This window comes from Pararhodobacter sp. (assembly GCF_036802785.1).
Lineage (GTDB): Bacteria > Pseudomonadota > Alphaproteobacteria > Rhodobacterales > Rhodobacteraceae > Pararhodobacter.
The window spans coordinates 158228-173567 of record NZ_DAIRVN010000002.1 but is presented as its reverse complement, the minus strand read 5'-3'; the positions used below and the strand labels follow the sequence as shown (position 1 = coordinate 173567).

Annotated in this window: 13 protein-coding genes; 6 read left to right on the top strand and 7 right to left on the bottom strand. The window is 63.2% G+C overall.

Features of this window, described 5'->3' with window-relative positions:
• Positions 1–21: 21 nt before the first annotated feature.
• Genes V7Q53_RS01790 through V7Q53_RS01780 form a run of 3 tightly spaced genes read left to right on the top strand, consistent with a single transcriptional unit; the run spans position 22 to position 3589 of the window.
• Positions 22–966 (top strand): ABC transporter permease, encoded by a 945-nt coding sequence (locus V7Q53_RS01790; protein ID WP_333826652.1) that lies wholly within the window; start codon positions 22–24, stop codon positions 964–966.
• Positions 963–2768: a dipeptide/oligopeptide/nickel ABC transporter permease/ATP-binding protein gene (locus tag V7Q53_RS01785; protein WP_333826651.1), complete on the top strand. Its 1806-nt coding sequence runs from the start codon at positions 963–965 to the stop codon at positions 2766–2768. Before V7Q53_RS01790 ends, V7Q53_RS01785 begins: the two co-directional genes overlap by 4 nt.
• Positions 2765–3589 (top strand): ABC transporter ATP-binding protein, encoded by an 825-nt coding sequence (locus V7Q53_RS01780; RefSeq protein ID WP_333826650.1) that lies wholly within the window; start codon positions 2765–2767, stop codon positions 3587–3589. Before V7Q53_RS01785 ends, V7Q53_RS01780 begins: the two co-directional genes overlap by 4 nt.
• On the opposite strand, the gene V7Q53_RS01775 is transcribed toward V7Q53_RS01780, so the two are convergent.
• The 7 genes from V7Q53_RS01775 to V7Q53_RS01745 form a co-directional block, all read right to left on the bottom strand.
• Positions 3590–4612 carry a LacI family DNA-binding transcriptional regulator gene (locus V7Q53_RS01775; protein ID WP_333826649.1) on the bottom strand — a complete coding sequence of 341 codons (1023 nt, stop codon included), beginning with the start codon at positions 4610–4612 and terminating at the stop codon, positions 3590–3592. It lies immediately after the preceding gene.
• 81 nt (positions 4613–4693) lie between these two features.
• Complete coding sequence (locus tag V7Q53_RS01770) at positions 4694–6253, bottom strand: acetolactate synthase large subunit (RefSeq protein WP_333826648.1); 1560 nt, start codon at positions 6251–6253, stop codon at positions 4694–4696.
• A 349-nt stretch (positions 6254–6602) separates the two neighbouring features.
• Positions 6603–7190 (bottom strand): DJ-1/PfpI family protein, encoded by a 588-nt coding sequence (locus V7Q53_RS01765; RefSeq protein ID WP_333826647.1) that lies wholly within the window; start codon positions 7188–7190, stop codon positions 6603–6605.
• Between the two features lie 63 nt (positions 7191–7253).
• Positions 7254–8210: a substrate-binding domain-containing protein gene (locus tag V7Q53_RS01760; RefSeq protein WP_333826646.1), complete on the bottom strand. Its 957-nt coding sequence runs from the start codon at positions 8208–8210 to the stop codon at positions 7254–7256.
• A 46-nt stretch (positions 8211–8256) separates the two neighbouring features.
• On the bottom strand, positions 8257–9246 hold the full coding sequence (locus V7Q53_RS01755; RefSeq protein ID WP_333826645.1) for an ABC transporter permease: 990 nt from the start codon (positions 9244–9246) through the stop codon (positions 8257–8259).
• Positions 9243–10808, bottom strand: a complete 1566-nt coding sequence (locus V7Q53_RS01750; protein ID WP_333826644.1) for a sugar ABC transporter ATP-binding protein — start codon at positions 10806–10808, stop codon at positions 9243–9245. Before V7Q53_RS01750 ends, V7Q53_RS01755 begins: the two co-directional genes overlap by 4 nt.
• Before the next feature lie 22 nt (positions 10809–10830).
• Entirely contained in the window at positions 10831–11517 is a 687-nt protein-coding gene (locus V7Q53_RS01745; protein WP_333826643.1) for a GntR family transcriptional regulator, read from the bottom strand.
• A 289-nt stretch (positions 11518–11806) separates the two neighbouring features.
• Here V7Q53_RS01745 and V7Q53_RS01740 point away from each other — a divergent pair, with 289 nt between their 5' ends.
• Genes V7Q53_RS01740 through V7Q53_RS01730 form a run of 3 tightly spaced genes read left to right on the top strand, consistent with a single transcriptional unit; the run spans position 11807 to position 15340 of the window.
• On the top strand, positions 11807–13006 hold the full coding sequence (locus tag V7Q53_RS01740; protein WP_333826642.1) for an iron-containing alcohol dehydrogenase: 1200 nt from the start codon (positions 11807–11809) through the stop codon (positions 13004–13006).
• A 17-nt stretch (positions 13007–13023) separates the two neighbouring features.
• On the top strand, positions 13024–14487 hold the full coding sequence (locus tag V7Q53_RS01735; RefSeq protein WP_333826641.1) for an NAD-dependent succinate-semialdehyde dehydrogenase: 1464 nt from the start codon (positions 13024–13026) through the stop codon (positions 14485–14487).
• A 16-nt stretch (positions 14488–14503) separates the two neighbouring features.
• Positions 14504–15340, top strand: a complete 837-nt coding sequence (locus V7Q53_RS01730) for an alpha/beta hydrolase (RefSeq protein WP_333826640.1) — start codon at positions 14504–14506, stop codon at positions 15338–15340.

The window sequence follows — 15340 nt, the reverse complement described above, 5'->3', positions numbered from 1 at the left end:
GGGGTGCAAGGTCATGAAATCATGTGGAAGCTGATCATTTCAAGGCTCATCGCAGCCATCCCCGTGGTGGTGATGGTCGCTGTGGTGACGTTCATCCTTTTCCGTTTCGTGCCGGTTCAGGCACCCGCCGCAATTCTGGGTGACAGCGCGACACCTGAAGCGGTGGAGCGGTTGCGGCAGGAAATGGGCCTCGACAGACCGCAGCTCGTTCTGTTCTTCGAGTGGGTCACAAATGCGCTGCGTGGCGATTTCGGGCGCTCCTACATCACCGGGCTTGAAGTGTCCGGCGAAATTGCGCAGCGCTTGCCGATCACGCTGACCCTTGCCCTTGGCGGCATGGCCATTGCAATCCTGCTTGGTGTGCCGGTCGGTGTGACCGCCGCGCTTTACCGCAATTCGATCATCGACCGGACGCTGACCAGCATCGTCTCCATCCTGCTGGCGATGCCGGGCTTCTGGCTGGGCCTGCTGCTTGTGCTGGCTTTTGCCGTCGAACTGCGCTGGCTGCCTGCCGCCGGTTACACGCCGATATCCTCCGGGCTGTGGCCCTGGGCGCGCAGCATCATCCTGCCCTGTCTGGCGCTTGGCCTTGGCGCGACGGCCAGCATTGCGCGACATACCCGCACCTCGATGCTGCAGCAGCTTGGCTCGCAATATGCGCGCGCCCTGACCGCCCGTGGATGCCCCCGGGGAAAGCTGGTGATGCACTACTGCCTGAAGAACGCGATGATGCCGGTGCTTGCGGTGATCGGCATGCTGTCCGCGCTCATGCTTTCGGGGGCTTTCGTGATCGAGCGTGTGTTTTCCGTCCCCGGCCTCGGGTCTCTGATCCTCGATTCGATCAACCGGGGGGATGTGCCCGTGTTGCAGGCCGTGGTGGTGGTGGTGGCGGTGTTCATCGTGCTGATGAACCTGCTGGTGGATATCGGCTACGGTAAACTTGACCCCAAGGTGCGCCCGGAATGAGTATCTCGCAGGAAACCGAAGCGCCGGTGGCAGCATTGAGCGCGCAGCAACGCCGGCCGGGTTTCATGGCCAGGCTGCTGTCGCAGCCAACCGCAGCGCTTGCCCTCGCCTGGGTGGTGATGCTGGTCATTGTGGCAATCTTTGCCGGGCAACTCGCGCCGCATGACCCGAACACGTCCAATGTGCTGCGGCGCCTGCAGGGTGTATCGGCCACGAACTGGCTTGGCACCGATGATCTGGGCCGTGATCTGCTGTCGCGCGTCATGTGGGGCAGCCGGATTGCGCTGCTGGCGGTGGTGCAGTCGGTAGGTCCGGCATTGCTGGTGGGCGTGCCGCTGGGCCTGTTTGTGGCCTATCGGGGCGGCTGGTGGGACCGGATCGTCATGCGCCTCGCCGATGTCGAGCAGACGATTCCGATGCTGCTGTTCGCCTTCAGCTTCATCGCCATCTTTGGCCGTGGCCTGACGGTCGCCATGCTTGCGATCAGCATCGGTTTTGCCATGTCCTTCCTGCGGTTGAGCCGGGCAATCGTGCTGGCTGAGCGCAACAAGCCCTATGTGCAGGCCGCTGAGGTGCTGGGATATTCCACCTTCCGCATTCTCTTTCGCCATATCCTGCCCAACGCGGTGGGGCCGATCATGGTGCAGGTGTCGATCCTGTTCGGTGTCGCTATCCTGCTGGAAACGATGCTCAGTTTTCTTGGGCTGGGCGTGACATCGGGCAATCCCAGCTGGGGGGCAATGCTGGATGATGCACGGCGCTTCCAGATTCAGCAGCCCATGCTGTCACTGGTGCCCGGTGCGGCGATCACCCTCACGGTTCTTGCGTTCAACATGCTGGGCGACGGCATCCGCGATGCTGTCAACAGCGACGTTGTCCGGAAACCACGGGCGGCGAAACGCACTGCGGTGCCCGTCCGGCAGGCAGCTGCCAGCCCTGTTGCCAGAACCGGAGAAAGCCCGCCCCGCGCCGTCAGCGCGCGACCGGCTGAGACGGAAAGCGTGGTCACGGTCGAGGGCCTCAATGTCGCCTTCCCCTCCATCGCCGGTGGAACAAGTCAGGTGGTCAGGAACGTTTCGTTCGAGATCGGCAAAGGGGAGATCTTTGGTCTGGTGGGCGAGTCCGGTTCGGGCAAGTCCATGGCGACCTCGGCGATACTGAACATGGTTCCGAAACCCGGCCGGATAACCTCGGGCCGCATCCTGCTGGGCGGGCAGGATCTTGTCGCGCTGAGCGAGGCTGAGATGCGCAAGCGGCGCGGGCGCGATATCGGGATTGTCTTTCAGGACCCGATGATGGCGCTGTCGCCGGTGCATCGCATTGGCGACCAGATGATCGAAGGGCTGATCTACCACGAAAAGCTTTCCCGCCGTGCCGCTCTGGACCGTGCAGCCGCACTGATGGATCTTGTCGGTATCAAGGATGCCCGCAACCGCCTGAATGACTTTCCGCACCAGTTCTCTGGCGGGATGGCGCAACGGGCGATGATTGCCGCAGCGCTGATCTGCCGCCCGTCGCTGCTGATCGCGGATGAGCCGACGACGGCGCTTGATGCCACGGTGCAGAAACAGGTGCTTGAACTGCTGGGCCGGCTGCGCGACGAGCTGGGCATGTCGGTGCTGTTCATCAGCCACGATCTGGCAGTCGTTGCCCAGCTCTGCGACCGGGTCGCGGTCATGCAATATGGCGAGATCGTCGAGACGGGCAGAACCGCCGCGCTGTTTTCGGCGCCCGCCCACCCTTACACCAGACAGCTGATCGAAGCCCGCCAACAGCTGGACAGCGCAGGTGCCGTCGCATGACACAATCAGACATCACAGGCCCGCTGCTTTCGGTCCGCGACCTCCATATCCGGTATGAGACAGGGCGCAGCATCTGGGGAACGCCGCGCTACGGTGAGGTGGTGCACGGCGTCTCGTTCGATGTGAAGCGCGGGCAGACATTCGGACTGGTGGGTGAGTCGGGTTCGGGGAAAAGCACGATCGGCAAGGCGATCCTGCGGCAGATTCCTGTTCTGCGGGGCAGCATCCGGTTTGACGGAAAGAACATCGCCGACTGGCCGGCAGGCCGCACTCCGCTGAGTTACCGCCGCGCCGTACAGGTCGTTTTTCAGAACCCGCGTCTGTCGCTGAATGCACGTATGCAGGCCTGGGATACCGTGGCCGAGGCGGTGCGCTTTCATCTGGGCTTGCGCGGAGCCCGGCTGAAAGACCGGGTGGCGCAGCTTTTTTCCGATGTCGGCCTGCCGACACAGCTTGGCAGCCGCTACCCGGACGAGCTGTCGGGGGGGCAGCAGCAGCGTGTGGCCATCGCGCGCGCGCTGGCATGCGACCCCGAACTGGTCATCTGCGACGAGGCGGTGAGCGCGCTGGATGTATCGACGCAGGCGCAGGTCATTGCCCTGCTCCGGCGTCTGCAGGCCGAGCGGGGACTGAGCTATGTTTTCATCAGCCACGACCTTGGTGTCGTGCGCAGCCTTTGCCATTCGGTCGGTGTGCTGCAGAAAGGGCGCTTCACCGATCTGGGGCCGGTCAGCGACGTGTTCGAAAACCCGCAAAGCCCGTATACCCGCGCCCTGCTCGATGCCATCCCGCGCTTTCCCGGCCGGAGGGAAAGCGCCTGATCAGACCGCTCTGGTCGAGGCCCGGACCACCAGTTCCGGGGCCAGAATGATGGACCGGCGCGCAACGGCGTTGTCCTTGATTTCATTCATCAACAGGCAAGCGGCCTCGCGCCCGAGATCACGGTGGTTGATGCGGATGGTGGTCATGGGCGGATTCACCAGATCAATCAGCGGCATGTCGTTGTGGCCAACGACCGAGACATCATCAGGCACTTTCAGCCCGGCATGGCCAAGCGCTTCGTAAGCGCCAAGCGCCAGCAGGTCATTGGCGACAGCGATTGCCGTCAGATCCCGCCTGACGTCCAGAAGCGCTTTCATGGCGACTGCACCGGCCTCGCGCGAGTAGGACTGACACTCCACCACCGGCGTGGCCTCGGGCGACAGCGACCAGGCTTCGGCCGCCTCGCGGAAGCCGCGTTTGCGCAGAAACCCGGTGGACAGGGTCTGTGGCCCGGCAAGATGCCCGATCCGCCGGTGGCCCAGACCGCACAGATGGTCCATGGCCATGCGCATGCCCTGAATATCGTCAGACGTCACTGATGACGCGCGTATCTGGCCTTCGGCACGGTTGACCAGCACCACCGGCAAACCATTGGCCAGGCAGCGCTCAACCAGTTTGTCATTTCTGCTGACGGTCGCAAGGATCACCCCCTCAACCCGCCGCGAGACCAGCTCGAACACCATCGAAGGGTCGGTGCCCTCGGTCTGACCCAGATCGGCGACGATGGTGGCAAAGCCCTCGCCGGTCAGCACTTCTGCCACGCCTTTCAGGATGGGCGAAAACACCGTGTTGGAGATGTCGGGCAAAAAGACACCGATCAGCTTTGAGCGCCCCGTGCGCAGACTTGCGGCAACGGCATTGGGAAAGAAACCTGCCACCTTTGCCGCGCGTTCGATCCGCTCTCGCGTAACGTCGCCGATCAGGTGCCGGGTCTGCGGGTTCAGCGCGCGCGAAACCGTTGACGGGTGAACGCCCAGTTTTCCGGCAATCTGCTTGATCGTCGTCGTTCTATTGCGCTGCACTACGCCACCTCTTTCCTGAGCGCCCTCTCGCCACGCCCGGGGCTATGCTTCTGTTCTCTGGCCGGTGCGCGGCCAGAACTCTCACAACACAGCCTCGATCAGAAACGGTCCGCGCCGCGCGAATGCGGCGCCCAGCAGCCGGTCAAAGGCTTCGGCGCTGTCGGCGCGTGCCGCTTCCACACCCATGCCGCGCGCCAGTGCGCACCAGTCCAGATCAGGACGCCCGATTTCCAGCATCGAGCGGGCATTCTGGCCGAACTGGTTCACACCCATGTTGCGCATCTCGTCCTGAAGAATGGCATAGGTGCGGTTCGCAAAGATCACCGTGACGACGTCAAGGTTCTCACGCGCCTGCGTCCAGAGGCCCTGCAGCGTATACATGCCCGAGCCATCGGCCTGCAAAAGCAGAACCTTTCTGTCCGGTGCTGCAACGGCAGCGCCCACGGAAAGGGGAATGCCGATGCCGATGGCACCGCCGGTCAGCGGCAACTGGTCATGCGGCGTCATGGACGGTATGAACGGCGCGAGGCCCCGGCCAGAGGTGATCGATTCATCACAGATGATGGCGTTTTCCGGCAGCAACCGGGCCACCGACTGCCCGATCGTGCTAAGGGTCAGGGGGCCGGTGGGCGGCTCTGTCGTCCGTTGAGCAACCGGGTTCCGCGTGGCAATCGCGCCGCCACTGCCAAGCGCCTGCTCCAGCAGGTCAAGCGTGGTTGCCAGATCATGCGTGGCATCGCCCAGCTGAATCACCTTGCAGCCATCGGGCAGGAGCGCGCTGGGTTTGCCGGGATAGGCAAAGAAGGCAACCGGGGCGGGGCAGCCGATACAGATCGCCTGCCCGACCCCTTTCAGCGCTTCAACCGCCATATCCACGACATAGGGAATTGGCCGGATGGACACCCTGCCCTGCCCGCGCTCATGGCGCGCGGATTGCTGTGAGAACAGCATTGCATCCGTGTGCGCTGCGATACGCCCTGCCGCTTCAAGCGCCGCACCGTGCAGCGCGCGCCCTGACAGGATGAGCACTGTACGATCATCCCGCTGCCCCGCGCGATGCAGTGCCCGCGCCGCCGCTTCGATGCTTTCTGCCGGAACCTGCCTGCGCGCAGGCAGGCTGACCAGGCCAGCCGGTGCCGCATCGACAGCGCCCCACGCCGCATCGGCGGGAAGGATCATCGAGGCAACGTTGCTGTTGCGCCACGCCTCAACGATCGCCTGCTCGGTGATGCGCCGGACGTCTGCCGCCGTTTCGGCACGGCCAACCCATGCTGACATGGGCTGCGCCAGCCCCTGGATATCAGCGGTCAACGGCGCGTCGAAACGCAGATGGTAGCCAGCATGATCGCCGATGATGTTCACCATTGGCACACAGGCCCGGCGCGCGTTGTGCAGATTGGCCAGGCCATTGGCCAGCCCGGGTCCGGTATGCAGCAGAGTGGCGGCAGGACGATCAGCAATGCGGGCATAACCGTCAGCCGCGCCGGTGGCGACACCTTCGAACAGGCCCAGGACGCAGCGCATCTCTGGCCGACGATCAAGGGCGGCAACAAAATGCATCTCTGACGTGCCGGGATTGGCGAAGCAGACAGAAACCTCGTTTTGCAAAAGCACGTCGCACAGCTGATCTGCACCGTTCATCCGGATCTCCTAACCAAGAATTCTGCAACCGATTGCATTTGCGGCGGGTGACGGCACAGAATAGGCAGCGCGGCCGGGAATGTCATCATGTTGCGGCAAGGTCGGCACGGATATCGGCGGATATCGCTGGGTAAACCCCGAGGTTTTTACGGGGTGCGGCGTTGGTTTTCACGCGGACCCATTCGGCCATGCGCTACCAGACGCCCCCGGTCATGAACCGGGCGGCGTGAGGAATGACCGGGCCGCGGAAAGGCGCGGCACCGTTTTGCTATCGGAAGCGGTTGTCAGCCCACCTGCGATCCGCGGGCTGTTGATCGGTGTCCGTTGCGGTGGGCCGTTAAAGATGTGGTCAGCTGTGGGTAATCTTCGTGCCCAGCACCTTCATGCATTCGCGCATGAATGCCGCCAGCCCGGTCCAGCCCTTGGCGGAAACCATGGTGCCGTCAACATAGGCTTCATCGGGCGCGACATCGATATAGGTGCCGCCCGCCAATATAACCTCAGGTTCGCAGGCACCCAGTGCGGCGACCTTCTTGCCCCGGATCACGCCATCGACCGCTACCAGAATCTGCACGCCATGGCAGATGGTGAAGATCGGTTTCTGCGCCTCATGGAAATGCCGCACCATCGCCTGAATACGCTTGTCAGTGCGGATGTATTCCGGCCCGCGCCCACCGGCGCAATAGACTGCGTCATATTCTGCCGGGTCCACCTCGGAAAAGGACTTGTTGATTTCGGCCAGATGGCCGAAGCGTTCGATATAGGTCTGGTGCCCCTCGAAATCATGCAGCGAGGTCTGGATCATCTCGCCCTTGTTCTTGTCCGGGCAGATCACATGGACAGTGTGGCCCACGGCTTCCATCCCCTGCTGGAATACGAAGATCTCGTATTCCTCGGTGAATTCGCCGCATAGCATGAGAATTTTCTTGCCGCTCATTGCGCGCTCCTCGTGTCGGGTTGGGTGGCGGCCCGGCTTTGCACCGGGCCGCGACGGGGATGATCAGAACGGGGAATCAGGGAAATAGAACTGTTCCGCATTCTGCGGGGTGATCAGCGGCGCATCCAGCAGGAAAGAGCCGCGCATCGGGGCCTGGCCGGTGAACTGGGCGACGGTCATATACATGGCCGTTGCAATCATCGACGGCGGATAGGGCGTGGAGATCGGGGTCATCGGGTTCTCAGCCATGACCATTTCGATGACTTCACGCATGCCGTTGCCGCCCAGAGCATAGCGGATTTCGCTGCGCCCCGATTGCTCGATCGCTTCCAGAACACCCAGAAGCATATCATCGTCATTGGCCCATACCGCATCAATATGCGGGTATTTCGCCAGATAGTCCTGCATCAGGGTAAAGGCCTCGTCCTGATTCCAGTTGGCATACTGGATATCGAGGATCTCGATGCCGGATTCGTTGATGACCTCGGTGAAGCCCTGAATGCGCTCATCGTCGATGACGGTGGGAATGCCGCGCAATACGACGATCTGGCCTTCGCCGTCAAGCTGCTCGACCAGCCATCCGGCTGTGTTGGCACCGACGGCGATGTTGTCGCCGGCGACATACAGATCCTGAATGCTGTCGTCAGACAGGCCCCGGTCAACCACCGTGATGAAGGCGCCGGTGTCGCGCACGTTTTCGACCGGCCCGGTCAGCTCTTCCGAGGTGAAGGGCAGGATCACCAGCGCCGACAGGTCGCGCGTTGCTGACAGATCTTCCAGTGCCGAAGCCTGGGCTGCCGCTGACTGCGAGGTCGAAATCACGATATCGACGTTCGGAAACGCCTCTTCGATCTGCCGTTCCGCCTGCATCGCGTGATAGACGACGCCGCCTGTCCAGCCATGCGTGGCTGCCGGGATCGACACCGCGATCACGATGTTGCGGTCCTGAGCAAAGGCACCGGCGCTCATTCCGGCCAGCGCCAGTGTGGACGCGAGCAAATGTTTCCTCAAATTGGTCATGGTCGTTCTCCTCCTCTGTGAAGTCTTGGTCGTCGGAAACGGGTCGCTATCGCAGGAAGCGATGCGCCAGCATGGCGATGATGATGATGACGCCCTGCACTGCAGCGACGAGGTATTCGGACACCATGTCCGACAGCACCATCAGATTGGCGATTGTTTCGATGATCAGGGCACCGGCGACGGTTCCCCAGATGCGCCCGCGCCCCCCGCGCAGGATCGTGCCGCCGATCACCACGGCAGTGATGACCTGCAGTTCCCAAAGCTGGCCGGTGGTCGGCGTTGCCGCGCCCAGCCGGGGCACATAACAGATGGCGGCCATGGCCACGCAGACGCCCTGGATGACATAGGCCATGGTACGCACACCACCAACCGACACCCCGGAGAATTTTGCGACCTCCTGATTGGCACCCGCCGCCTGCACGCGCCGCCCGAATTTGGTACGGTAGAGCAGGAAGGCGCCCAGCAGGACAACCGCGATGGTGATCCAGATGGGAATGGGAATGCCCAGAAAGCTGCCGAAATACACCGGCCGGTATGCCGCGCGCAGGCCCCGGTCGATGGGGATGGAGCCGCCGTCAGACATGTAGGTGATCAGGGCGCGGAAAATGCCCATCGTGCCCAGCGTGACGATGAACGGCTCTATCCGCCCGACCGTGACGATCAGCCCGTTCGCCAGCCCGCAAAGCGCCCCCACCACCAGCGCGGCCCCTGCCCCCATGAAGATTGCGTTGGTGCCATAGACCGGCGCAAGGCTGTTCATGATCATGATCATGACACCTGTGACAAACGCCATCATCGAGCCAACCGACAGGTCCAGCCCGCCTGACGCAATCACAAAGGTCGCCCCGATCGCGATGATCGCGATGAAGGCCGAGCGCGTGACCACATTGGTGATGTTTGATGAGGTCAGAAAGTTGGCGTTGATCGTCGCGCCCACGATCACGATGACCGCAAGCGCGATCCAGGGCCCGAAATCGGCCCAGCGGAACGTCCAGCCTTCGCGTTCCGTGGCTTGTCGCAGCGTGGCCGTGTTCATCCGTCGCTCCTTCCCGGCGGGGTCTGGCGGCTGCTGGTTGCCGCATAGACCACATTCTGTTCGGTAATTTCGTCGCCCGTCATTTCCGCCACGATCCGCCCGGCCCGCATCACCAGAACGCGGTCGGCGATGCCGACCAGCTCGGACAGTTCCGAGGAAATGACGACGCAGGCCTTGCCCGCCCGCACCAGCGTGTCGATGAATTCGTAGATCTGGCTCTTGTTGCCGATGTCGATGCCGCGCGTGGGTTCATCAATGATGACGATCGAGGGATTGGTCAGCATCACCTTGGCCAGCAGCAGTTTTTGCTGGTTGCCACCGGAAAGCTGCCCCGCCGTCAGCCGGACAGACCGCACCCGGATGTCATATTCGCTGACCGCGCCGCGCAATTCGCGGGTTTCGCGGGCAGGGCGCAGCAGCAGGCCCGGATGCAGCTCTTTCAGCGCGCTCAGGGTCAGGTTTGGTGCAAGCTGGACATCCAGAAGCAGGCCCTTTCCCTTCCGGTCCTCGGTCAGGTAGACCACGCCGCGGCCCTTCCAGGCGTTGACGCTGCGCCGCGTAACCGGCGTGCCCCGCAGGGTGATCGCTTCGGTCTGTGCCGGGCGCAAGCCCATCAACCCCTCGATCAGCTCGGTCCGGCCGGAGCCGATCATGCCGCCGATCCCCAGAACCTCGCCCGCGTTGATCGTGAAGCTGGCCTGCTGCTTGCCATGTTCGACGGTCAGGCCAAGCACCTCAAGAACCGGCGTGCGCGACGCCCCGTCGCGCTTGGCGGGATAGAGCATTTCCAGTTTGCGACCGACCATCAGCTCGGCCATCTGCCGCTGGCTGATCCCGGCTGCGGGCCAGGTGCCGATCATCGCGCCGTCACGCAGCACGGTGATGCGGTCCGCCAGCGCCTCAACCTCGTCCAGCCGGTGCGAGATATAGAGCACCGCCGCCCCGGCATCGCGCAGCTGGCGCACGACAGTCAGAAGCGCCGCCACCTCGTCATTGGCCAGAACCGCGGTCGGCTCATCAAAGATAACCACCTTGCGGTCATCCAGAAGCGCGCGGGCGATCTGCACCAGTTGACGCTGCGCCAGCGGCAGGTCGCGCACCAGATCGCGCGGGCGGGCGGTGCTGCCGATCCGGCCCAGAACCTCACGGCTGCGCCGGTTCATCGCGCGGTCATCTACCGTCCACCAAGGCCCGGTTTCGCGGCCCAGGAACAGGTTTTCAGCGACTGTCAGGTCATTGGCGAGCAGGATTTCCTGATGCACCAGCACGATCCCTTCGCGCTCGGCGCTCACGGCATCGTCAAAGCTGACCGGCTGCCCCTCCAGCAGAATACGTCCCTCGGTGCGCTCGACATGGCCCGAAAGCAGCTTCATCAGCGTCGATTTTCCCGCGCCGTTCTCGCCGATGATGGCGTGAATCTCACCCGCGCGAAGGTCCATGCTCACACCTGACAGCACGGTGATGGCGCCATAGGCCTTGCCCAGACCCTCGACGGCGAGGACCGGTGTTCCGGCGGCAGGCAAGCCGGATTCCTTCGCGGTGCCGGGGGGCGCCGCGGTCATGAGCGGGGACATACTGGTCATTTCATTCGAATGCTGGGATCAGACGATCACGGGACCGGGTGATGTGCGAGAACATGGCATCCCGCGCGGCGACACTGTCACCTGCACGGAATGCCGCGAGAAGGGCTTCATGTTCCTCCAGCGCCTCCTGGGTGACGCGGGTGTGAAACATCAGGCGAAAGATGTGGACATGCACATGGCTGTTGAAAAGCGCTGCGCGCACGATCTCGTTGCCAGCGATGCGCATGATATCGTCATGAAATTGCGCATCGGTCCGGGCAAAGCGCGAATAGCGGCTGTTGCGGTCGACCGGCAGCGCGCCATGGCTCATGTCTGCGGCGGATTCCTCCAGCGTCTTCAGCGCTTCGGGTGACAGGTTGGCCGCCGCGCGGGCCGCGCCCTCAGGTTCAAGCTGAAGCCGGAAATCATAGAGGTCGTCGAATTGCTTGCGCGTCAGCTGGGGTGCTGCCGAATAGCCGATGAGATGAGCCTTGCGCACAAGCCCCTCACGCTCCAACCGGCTGAGCGCCTCGCGCACCGGGGTTTGCGACACATCCAGATCGCGGGCGAGCTGGTCAATCGCGATCCGGCCACCAGGTGCAAATTCCAGCGACATCAGCCGCTCATAAATGCTGTTATAGACCCCATCGACAACGCTGGCCGGACGGATCGAAAGCCGATTATTTTCGCGCGGCATGGCGTTTGCCATCAACTCCCCCTTTTCGCATTGGTCGCGGCCAGAATACGCCACCTCCTCGTGGCAATCCATCCCGGCGCAACCCCTCCTGCGAACGACGTTCAACAACTGTCTTGACAGAATGAGTTGCAAATATGATACCCAATGTCAAATACTTTATCGTATAGGATCGTATATAGGCCTCGCGCAGCTTCACGAAATCAATGCGGGTCCGGACGGAATGCAGCGCGTATCGCAGATGTTATTCGCCCTGAAGCAACGGTCGCGCGCTCAAGTAAAACCACCAGAAAGTGAGGAAAACATGGGACTTTTTGGAACGTTCAGGGCCCCACGAGAAATACTGTTTGGCGCAGGCCAGCGTAAGGCGCTTGGCGCCGTCGCCCGCCGTCTTGGTCTGCGCGCGCTTGTGGTCACCGATGAGCGGCTGGCGCAGGATCCCGTGTTTCTGGCGATGATCGCAGATCTGACGGCGCATGGCGTTACGACTCGCATAGAGGCAGGCACCTTGCCGGATGTGCCTGTCGCCTCGGCACAGATTGCTGCCGATGCCGCCCGTCCTTTCGCGCCTGATCTGGTGATCGGTGTCGGCGGCGGCTCCTGCCTGGACATGGCAAAATGCGTCGCCTTGCTGCTGACCCACGGCGGCAAGGCGCACGATTACTACGGCGAGTTAAAGGTTCCTGGCCCGGTTCTGCCGTTGATCGCCTTGCCCACCACGGCGGGCACCGGCTCGGAGGTGACGCCGGTCGCGGTGCTGTCAGACGATGAGCGCACCCTGAAGGTGGGGATCTCCAGCCCCTATCTGATTCCCGTCGTGGCGATCTGCGACCCTGAGCTGACGCTGACCTGTCCCCGTGGCCTGACCGCCATCGCCGGGGCAGATGCCCTGACTCATGCTATCGAGGCCTTCACCGCCATCCGCCGCGCGCCGGACCCCCGGTTGACACAAGAGCGGGTGTTCATCGGTAAGAACGCGGTCTCGGATCAGTTCGCGATCGAGGCGATCGGCCTGTTGTGGGAGGGTCTTGCCCGTGCCTGCGCTGATGGCGAGGATCACGAGGCGCGCGAACTGGTGATGATGGGCGCCCTGAAGGCCGGACTGGCCTTTGGCGTCGCGGGCACCGCCGCCGCGCATGCCATCCAGTACCCCATCGGCGCGCTGACACATACGGCGCATGGGCTGGGGGTGGCCTGCCTGATGCCCTATGTCATGGAATGGAACCGCCCGGCCATCGGGCCGGAGCTAGACCTTATTGCCCGGGCCACGGGATTGGCGGATGGCGATGCGGTCATCCCGGAACTGGCCGCGCTGTTTGACAGTATCGGCATTCCCGTCAGCCTCAGGGAATTGGGGCTGGACGAGAGCAAGCTTGATTGGGTGGCCGAGCAGTCCTGCGGGATTGAACGCCTGATCCAGAACAATCCGCGCGCCATCAACCGTGACCAGATGCGTCACCTTGTTGGCGCCGCCTTCACGGGCGACCGGGCGCTTGTTCACTGAAGCATGAAGGAAAAACCATGACACTTGATGAGCCACGCCTCGATTTTGCCGATCCGGCCCTTCACGCCCACGGACTGTATATCGGCGGTCGCTGGATTGCCGGTGGCGGCATCCCGGTGATTGACCCCTCGACCGGCCAGCCGCTGGCCGAGGTGCCCGACGCCGATCTGTCCATGGCCGCCGCTGCCGTGGACGCCGCCGCCGCTGCCGCAAAGGGCTGGCGCGAGACGCCCAGCCGCCAGCGTTCGGAAATCCTGCGCCGGTGGTTCACCCTGTTCACCGAGCGCTCCGAAGAGTTCGCCCGGCTCATTGCGCTTGAAAACGGTAAGGCGCTGCCCGATGCGCGCGGGGAAGTGGCCTATGCCGCCGAGTTCTTCCGCTGGTATGCCGAAGAGGCGGTGCGCGTTCCGGGTGAATACCGCGCCACCCCATCGGGCTCACACAAGATCCTTGTTGATCATGAGCCTATTGGCATTGCGGTGCTGATTACGCCCTGGAATTTTCCCGCCGCCATGGCCACCCGCAAGATCGGCCCCGCCCTTGCTGCGGGTTGCACGGTGATCCTGAAACCAGCCTCGGAGACCCCGCTGACGGCCTATGCCATGGCGCGGCTGGGCGAAGAGGCCGGCGTGCCGCCCGGTGTGGTCAACGTGCTGACCACGACGCAGCCCGGCCCGGTGGTGGAGGCAATGCTGGCCGATCCGCGGGTGCGCAAGCTGTCCTTCACCGGCTCCACCGGCGTGGGTCGCACCCTGCTGGCGACGGCGGCAAAGACGGTGACAAGCTGTTCCATGGAGCTGGGCGGCAATGCACCTTTTGTCGTCTTTGACGATGCCGATCTGGACGCCGCGCTTGATGGCGCCATGGTCGCCAAGATGCGCAACGCGGGTGAGGCCTGCACCGCCGCGAACCGTTTCCATGTTCAGTCAGGCATCCATGATGCCTTTGTCGCCGGGTTGACCGCGCGCATGTCCGCCCTGCGCATCGGCCCCGGCGCAGAGGCGCAGACGCAGGTCGGCCCGATGATCACCGCCAAAGCCGTGCAAAAGATCGACCGGCTGGTCATTGACGCGCTAGAGCGCGGCGCGCGTGCAACCACGGGCGGCAAGCCGATTGACGGTGCTGGCTTTTTCTATCCGCCCACGGTGCTGGAAAACGTGCCCCTTGATGCCGATCTGGCGCATGAGGAAATCTTTGGCCCCGTGGCGCCGGTATTTCGCTTTGATACCGAAGATCAGGCGGTGCAGCTTGCCAATGATACCGAATATGGCCTCGCGGCTTATGTCTATACGCAAGACATTACACGCGCGATGCGGGTCGGCAAACGGATCGAATCAGGTATGGTGGGCATCAACCGTGGCCTGATGTCCGATCCGGCTGCGCCTTTTGGCGGCGTCAAGCAAAGCGGGCTGGGGCGCGAAGGGGGCGTACACGGGATACTGGAGTTCATGGAGCCCAAATATTACGCAGTCGATTTCTGAAAACCCCGGGGGGAAGATGACAGGCCAGGACCTTTACCGCATTCGCGATTTCGTCCCTGAATTCGAGGTGATCGCGGCTGAAACGGCAAGGCGCAGCCGCGCGCTGGCAAGCCGCGCGACGATACGCCGGGATATTGCCTATGGTGATTCACCCCGCGCGGTGCTGGATCTGATCTTTCCTGACAACCCTGCTCCCGGCGCGCCGCTGCATATGTTCATTCACGGCGGTTACTGGCGCTCGGGCGAGAAGGCCGACCATAGCTGCGTCGCCGGGCCTGTGCTGGCTGCCGGGGGCATTGCGGCGATTGTGGAATATGACCTGATGCCGGGCACCCGGCTGGGGACGATTGTCAGCCAGATACGGCGGGCAGCGCAGTGGCTGGCTGACAATGCCGCCGGTTTCGGGGCAGACCCGGCGAAACTGACCGCCAGCGGCCATTCCGCTGGCGGTCATCTTGCTTCGCTGCTGGCCGCCACCGCGCCAGGCGAGACATCCGCCCCCCTTCCGCCCGTCCGGGGGCTGATGATGGTCAGCGGTATTTTTGATCTGTCCGACATCCCGGGCAGTTTCCTGAAAGACGAAAACCGCATGACTGCCGCCGAGGCGCGCGACTATTCGCCCCTGTCGGCTACGCACCATCCGGTCCCGGTCCGCATCATCGCTCTGGGTCAGGAGGAGACCACGCCCTTCCACCAGCAGGCGCTGGCACTCCATGACAGGCTTTCCGCGTCAAACCATTTGTCCGAGTTGCAGATCGAACCCGGGCTGAACCATATGGATGTGGTGCTTGCCCTGTCCGACATCCGCCACCCGCTTGGCGCCCGGTTGCAGGATCTTGTTGCCGGGTCTTGA

Coding starts and splice junctions, on each gene's coding strand:
- V7Q53_RS01780 (WP_333826650.1), top strand. CDS start 2,765: ATGACACAATCAGACATCACAGGCCCGCTGCTTTCGGTCCGCGACCTC.
- V7Q53_RS01785 (WP_333826651.1), top strand. CDS start 963: ATGAGTATCTCGCAGGAAACCGAAGCGCCGGTGGCAGCATTGAGCGCG.
- V7Q53_RS01770 (WP_333826648.1), bottom strand. CDS start 6,253: ATGAACGGTGCAGATCAGCTGTGCGACGTGCTTTTGCAAAACGAGGTT.
- V7Q53_RS01790 (WP_333826652.1), top strand. CDS start 22: ATGTGGAAGCTGATCATTTCAAGGCTCATCGCAGCCATCCCCGTGGTG.
- V7Q53_RS01730 (WP_333826640.1), top strand. CDS start 14,504: ATGACAGGCCAGGACCTTTACCGCATTCGCGATTTCGTCCCTGAATTC.
- V7Q53_RS01755 (WP_333826645.1), bottom strand. CDS start 9,246: ATGAACACGGCCACGCTGCGACAAGCCACGGAACGCGAAGGCTGGACG.
- V7Q53_RS01740 (WP_333826642.1), top strand. CDS start 11,807: ATGGGACTTTTTGGAACGTTCAGGGCCCCACGAGAAATACTGTTTGGC.
- V7Q53_RS01735 (WP_333826641.1), top strand. CDS start 13,024: ATGACACTTGATGAGCCACGCCTCGATTTTGCCGATCCGGCCCTTCAC.
- V7Q53_RS01760 (WP_333826646.1), bottom strand. CDS start 8,210: ATGACCAATTTGAGGAAACATTTGCTCGCGTCCACACTGGCGCTGGCC.
- V7Q53_RS01745 (WP_333826643.1), bottom strand. CDS start 11,517: ATGGCAAACGCCATGCCGCGCGAAAATAATCGGCTTTCGATCCGTCCG.
- V7Q53_RS01765 (WP_333826647.1), bottom strand. CDS start 7,190: ATGAGCGGCAAGAAAATTCTCATGCTATGCGGCGAATTCACCGAGGAA.
- V7Q53_RS01750 (WP_333826644.1), bottom strand. CDS start 10,808: ATGACCGCGGCGCCCCCCGGCACCGCGAAGGAATCCGGCTTGCCTGCC.